At 70.2% G+C, this 5,077-nt stretch carries 7 protein-coding genes; 4 read left to right on the top strand and 3 right to left on the bottom strand.

Annotated features, from left to right (window positions below; all coding sequences use genetic code 11):
- The 3 genes from AOK22_RS02035 to AOK22_RS02025 form a co-directional block, all read left to right on the top strand.
- The coding region (locus AOK22_RS02035; protein ID WP_055696780.1) for a polysaccharide deacetylase family protein at window positions 1-608 on the top strand (608 nt) is incomplete at its 5' end.
- Entirely contained in the window at window positions 608-1,792 is a 1,185-nt protein-coding gene (locus AOK22_RS02030; RefSeq protein ID WP_055696779.1) for a YncE family protein, read from the top strand. The genes AOK22_RS02035 and AOK22_RS02030, both read left to right, overlap by 1 nt.
- Window positions 1,793-1,886: 94 nt before the next feature.
- Window positions 1,887-2,438 (top strand): glycoside hydrolase family 25 protein, encoded by a 552-nt coding sequence (locus AOK22_RS02025; RefSeq protein WP_055696778.1) that lies wholly within the window; start codon window positions 1,887-1,889, stop codon window positions 2,436-2,438.
- A 12-nt stretch (window positions 2,439-2,450) separates the two neighbouring features.
- Here the strand turns inward: AOK22_RS02025 and AOK22_RS02020 are convergent, their stop codons facing one another.
- From AOK22_RS02020 to AOK22_RS02010, 3 genes are read right to left on the bottom strand one after another with little or no spacing between them, the layout of a single operon-like run.
- Window positions 2,451-3,110: an NADPH-dependent F420 reductase gene (locus AOK22_RS02020; protein WP_055696777.1), complete on the bottom strand. Its 660-nt coding sequence runs from the start codon at window positions 3,108-3,110 to the stop codon at window positions 2,451-2,453.
- A complete protein-coding gene (locus tag AOK22_RS02015; RefSeq protein ID WP_055696776.1) occupies window positions 3,107-3,589 on the bottom strand; it encodes an ABA4-like family protein in 483 nt (160 codons plus the stop codon). The genes AOK22_RS02020 and AOK22_RS02015 overlap by 4 nt, the downstream gene beginning before the upstream one ends.
- Window positions 3,586-4,581 carry a hypothetical protein gene (locus tag AOK22_RS02010; protein ID WP_079036278.1) on the bottom strand — a complete coding sequence of 332 codons (996 nt, stop codon included), beginning with the start codon at window positions 4,579-4,581 and terminating at the stop codon, window positions 3,586-3,588. The genes AOK22_RS02015 and AOK22_RS02010 overlap by 4 nt, the downstream gene beginning before the upstream one ends.
- 159 nt (window positions 4,582-4,740) lie before the next feature.
- Here AOK22_RS02010 and AOK22_RS02005 point away from each other — a divergent pair.
- Window positions 4,741-5,077: MerR family transcriptional regulator (locus tag AOK22_RS02005; RefSeq protein WP_157872156.1), on the top strand; the 337-nt coding region annotated here is incomplete at its 3' end.

Here is a 5,077-nt window from a genome sequence, read left to right as displayed (position 1 = left end):
TCCCCGGGCGGCCCGCCCAGATCGCCCACGGCCCCCGCGACCGCCGCCAGGTCGCCCTCACCTTCCACGGCCAGGGCGACCCCGCCATCGCGAAGGCCCTGCTCAGCGAGGCGGAGAAGGCGGGCGCCAGAGTCACCGTGCTCGCCGTCGGCGCCTGGCTCGACGAACACCCCGACCTCGCCCGCCGCATCCTCGACGGCGGACACGACCTGGGCAACCACACCCACCACCACCGCGACATCAACGGCATGTCCGAGGCCGATGCCCACGCCGAGATCACCGGCTGCGCGGACCGGCTGCGCCGCCTCACCGGCTCCATCGGCACCTGGTTCCGCCCCTCCCGCGCCCAGCGCGCCACCCCCCTCGTCGAACGCCTCGCCCACCGCGTGGGCTACCCGCACGTCCTCTCGTACGACGTCGACTCCCTCGACTTCACCTCGCCGGGCGCCCCGGCGATCACCCGCACCATCGCCGGCGAGATCCGCGAGGGGTCCGTGGTGAGCCTGCACTTCGGGTACGCGGACACGGTCGCCGCGCTCCCCGCCGTCCTGCAAGAACTGGAACGCCGCGGCCTGCGCGCCGTCACGACCACGGAGCTGCTGACCTGATGCCCCTCACCCTCGGCCTCACCCAACGCACCGCGGCCCTGCTCGCCGCCGGTGCCGTCCTCGCCGCCCTCGCCGGCTGCGGCTCCGGCGGCCGCGCCGACGAAGCCCTCGGCACCGAAGGCGTCCGCAAACCCGCGAAGCCGAAGGCGGCGCCGGGGCTGCCCGGCATGCCGCCCGTCCTCGACCCCAAGGACGCCTACGCCGCCGACCGGCCCAACGCCCTGGCGCCGGTGGCCAAGAAGTTCCTGCCGCGCGTCTACGTCCCCAACACCGAGTCCGACACGGTGTCCGTCATCGACCCCAAGACGTTCCAGGTCGTCGAGACCATCCCGGTCGGCGACCAGCCCCAGCACGTCGTGCCCTCCTGGGACATGAAGACGCTGTGGGTCAACAACGACCTCGGGGACTCCCTGACCGCGCTCGACCCCGTCACCGGCAAGACCGGCCGCACCGTCGAGGTCTCCGATCCCTACAACCTCTACTTCACGCCGAACGGCAAGTACGCCGTCGTCATGGCCTCGATGGACCGCGAGCTCGTCTTCCGCGATCCGAAGACGTTGAACCGCGTGAAGACCGTCCCCGTCACCTGCGCCGGCGTCAACCACGCCGACTTCTCGATGGACGGCCGCTACTTCATCGTCTCCTGCGAGTTCTCCGGCGAACTCCTCAAGGTCGACACCGAGAAGATGGAGGTCGTCGGCCAGCAGAAGATCCCCTTCGAGGGCGCCATGCCGCAGGACGTGAAGATGTCCCCCGACGGCAAGACCTTCTACATCGCCGACATGATGGCGCACGGCATGTGGGTCCTGGACGGCGACAAGTTCACGACGCCGAAGCTGCTGCCCACCGGCAAGGGCTGCCACGGCCTCTACGTCAGCCGCGACTCCAAGGAGATGTACATCTCCAACCGCGGCGAGGGCACGATCTCCGTCTTCGACTTCCCGAAGAACGAGCTGACCAAGAAGTGGAAGCTTCCGCAGGGCGGCAGCCCCGACATGGGCGGCGTCTCGGCGGACGGCAACACCCTCTGGCTTTCCGGGCGTTACGACTCCGAGGTGTACGCCATCGACACCCGGACCGGGGTCCAGCTGGCCCGCATCCCCGTCGGGAAGGGCCCGCACGGCCTCGCCGTCTATCCGCAGCCGGGCCGCTATTCGCTCGGGCACACGGGGATCTTCCGTTGAACCCTTGATGGTTGACGGTTGGCCGTCGCCGACACCGGGCACGAGAAAGGGGCAGCTCGGGAACGTGCTGTCCCCCCACCCCCGGAGTCCGCCCATGATCCGTGGCATCGACGTCAGCTCGCATCAGACGACCTTCAGCACGGACGGCCTCTCCTTCGTCATCATCAAGGCGACGGAGGGCCGTTCGTACATCAACCCGAAACTCACCGCCCAGACGAAACGCGCCCGCGACGGCGGCTGCGTGGTCGGCTTCTACCACTTCCTGTGGCCGGGCAACATCACGGCCCAGGCGGAGTACTTCGTGAGCAAGGCCCCGGAGAAGGCGGGGGATCTGCTTGCGGTGGACTGGGAGCGGACGGGGTCGGGCTCGCGCGCCAGCAACGCGGAGAAGGACCGCTTCATCCGGGAGGTCAAGAGGCTACGACCCGGACATAGGGTTCTCCTCTACTGCAATCGCGACTTCTGGTTGAACCACGACACGACGTCCTATGCGGGCGACGGGCTGTGGATCGCCGACTACGTGACGGCGGGCAAGCCACGCGTCAAGGCGAAGTGGACGATCCACCAGCACACGTCGACGCCGATCGACAAGAACGTGGCCGACTTCGCGAGCGAGGACGCGCTGCGGGAGTGGGCCACGCCCTGACGCTCCGGGCGTTCAGGCGCGCCAGTCCGCCGTGCGCTCCGGGGACGCCGCGTCCAGGGCCTGGCGGATCTCCGCCACGTCACCGGTGTTGCCGTACACGGGAGTTCCGGGCTGCTGGCGCCAGGACTCGTCCTGTCCGCCGTTGTCGACGGTGTCGAAGCCGAGTTCGTCGATGAGGTCGCGTACGACCTTCTTGGCGGCCTCGTCGTCGCCGGACACCGGCAGGGCGACGCGGCCCGGGGTGCCCTTGGGCCGCGGCTTGTCGAGGATGTCCTGGGCGTAGGTGCCGTTGAAGGCCTTGATGACCGAGTGGCCGATCTGCCGCTCCGTCCAGCGGCTCTCGGTCAGGCCCTCCTCGATCTCGGCGATCCTCCCGTCCCGCTGCTGCGGGTAATAGTTGCCGGTGTCGATGACGGCGACGTCCTCGGCCGCGCCGTCGAGGAAGCCGGCGGGCAGGCCGGGGACGGCCTTGAGCGGGATCGTCACGACGACGACCTGCGCGCCGCGCGCGGCCTCCTCGACGGCGACGGGCGTCGCGCCGGTCTCCTCGGCGAGGGCGGTCAGGGTGTGCGGGCCGCGCGAGTTCGCGACGGAGACGTCGTGGCCGAGGGAGGTGAGGCGACGGGTGAGGTTGCTGCCGATGTTTCCCGCGCCGATGATGCCGATCTTCATGACTGCCCTTTCGGAGGTCCACTGTCGTAACGGAGGCAACCTCCGGAAAGGGTGGGGTATTCCCGGCGGCCGAGGACCTCTCGCAGTGGCAGGAAGAGCAGCAGTGCGAACGGCGAGAGCAGGATGGTGAGGACCAGTAGCGGGCCCATCACCAGCGGGTGCACGCCGAGCCTTCGCCCCTCGCGGTACATCCACTGCCCGAGCAGCAGGTCCCAGGCGATGACCTGGGCCCAGATCGCGCCCGCGCCGTCGGCGAGTGCCGTCAGGTCGCGGAACCCGTCGAGGTCGGGGCTGCGCACGGTGGCCCACAGCTCCGGCAGGACGGGCAGGGCGAGGGCGAGGTACACGAGGAGGATCGGGACGACGGTCAGCGGGGAGGCGGCGATGCGGGCGGTGGGGCCCCAGGCCGGGGCGAGGATCATGAGCAGCCAGACGGGCGCGGCCAGCCAGAAGGAGAGCTCGAAGAGGAATCCGGTCATGCCGCTGTCTCCGTCTCCCGGGAGTGCTGAGTCTCGTCGACGTCCTTGTGGGTGACGGTGGTTGGGGCGGTCGGACTCGTCGGGGCGGTCGGGGTGCGCAGGGAGGCGTACGTTCCCGCCGCCGCGGCGCAGGCGATCAGGGCCGCCGCCGTGAGCGTCGTCGCATCCGGGTGGATCAGGGGCTGGCCGCGCAGGGCCTGCCAGGTGAGCAGGGCGAAGAGGGCCGCGTACGCGCCGGACGCCGCCAGGACGAGCCGCAGGCGCACGCGGGCGTCGGCGAGGCGGGAGTAGCGGGGCGCGAGCGCCATCAGGGCCATGAGCAGCAGCGGGAGCAGTTGCAGGGCGTGCATGCCGAAGAAGTGCGGGATGCGCAGGTCGCCGCCGGTGGTGGACCAGCCGGTCAGCGGCATGGAGGGGCCGCCGTCCGGTACGCCGACGCTGTGCGCGCCGACCACCGAGGACTCGCCGCGCACCTGGCCGGGGGCCGGCTGCGTCATGAGGAAGCCGACGGCGGCTCCGGCGAGGGCCAGGGCGATGCCGCAGCGCATCGCCCAGGCGGAGGCGCGGTCGGCGGTCCTGGCGCGCAGCAGCAGGACCGCGATGGCGAGCGTGGCCAGCCAGAGGACGACGACGGTGACGGCCATCGCGTCGAACAGCGCTTCGTCGAAGGGTGTCTGGTGGTTGAAGTGGCTGCGCTTCCCGCGTACCACCTGGCCGGTGATGATCAGCATCTCGACGGCGCTCGCCGCCGCGACCACGGTGCCCGCCCACCAGCCGACGCGTCGGCCGCGGTCGAGGAGCGACAGCATCCAGGCCAGTGAGAGCCCGTACGCGAGGAACGAGACCGCGAACTTGAACGGTTTGAACCAGATCCGCGCGCCCACCAGGACCCGGTCGTCGACCACGAGTCCGACCGTGGACACGACGGCGAGGGCGGCCATCGACGCGGAGAACAGCACCAGCGGTCGGTGCCATGAACGCCATAAGGACATGGGTGTCCCCTCATCTCATCTGTGGTGGGTCGCGTGCGTCAGGTGCGCGCATGAAGAGCCAGAGTAGATAGCGGCACTATCTGCTATCCGATAGCGCCACTATCTATGATGGGTCGGGGGTTGGCAAGCGATGACGAGGAACGGGAGCGTGGACAGGCCGTGCGTATTGGCGAGTTGAGCCGCAGAACCGGTGTGCCGGTGCCGACGATCAAGTACTACGTACGGGAAGGGCTGCTGTCGCAGGGCGAGTTGAGCAGCCCCAACCAGGCGCACTACGACGAGACGCACGAACGCCGACTTCGGTTGATTCGCGCCCTTTTGGAAGTCGGCGGCCTCAAGGTCGCCGCGATCGCAGAGGTGCTCGGCGCCGTCGACGACCCCGGCCGCACGCTGCACAAGGTGCTCGGCGAGGCCGCGCACCGCCTCGGCGTCCAGGGCCGCACCGGCGACGACGCCGAGGCGACCGCCGCGCGCGCCGCCGTCACCGGGCTGATCG

The organism is Streptomyces silaceus (genome assembly GCF_001419745.1).
Lineage (GTDB): Bacteria > Actinomycetota > Actinomycetes > Streptomycetales > Streptomycetaceae > Streptomyces > Streptomyces silaceus.
The sequence above is the reverse complement of the archived record's forward strand: the minus strand, read 5'-3'. Positions and strand labels throughout refer to the sequence as shown.

Bases quoted from the DNA above. Each gene is read 5' to 3' on its own strand.
- AOK22_RS02030 (WP_055696779.1), top strand. From the start codon at position 608: ATGCCCCTCACCCTCGGCCTCACCCAACGCACCGCGGCCCTGCTCGCC.
- AOK22_RS02020 (WP_055696777.1), bottom strand. From the start codon at position 3,110: ATGAAGATCGGCATCATCGGCGCGGGAAACATCGGCAGCAACCTCACC.
- AOK22_RS02015 (WP_055696776.1), bottom strand. From the start codon at position 3,589: ATGACCGGATTCCTCTTCGAGCTCTCCTTCTGGCTGGCCGCGCCCGTC.
- AOK22_RS02025 (WP_055696778.1), top strand. From the start codon at position 1,887: ATGATCCGTGGCATCGACGTCAGCTCGCATCAGACGACCTTCAGCACG.
- AOK22_RS02010 (WP_079036278.1), bottom strand. From the start codon at position 4,581: ATGTCCTTATGGCGTTCATGGCACCGACCGCTGGTGCTGTTCTCCGCG.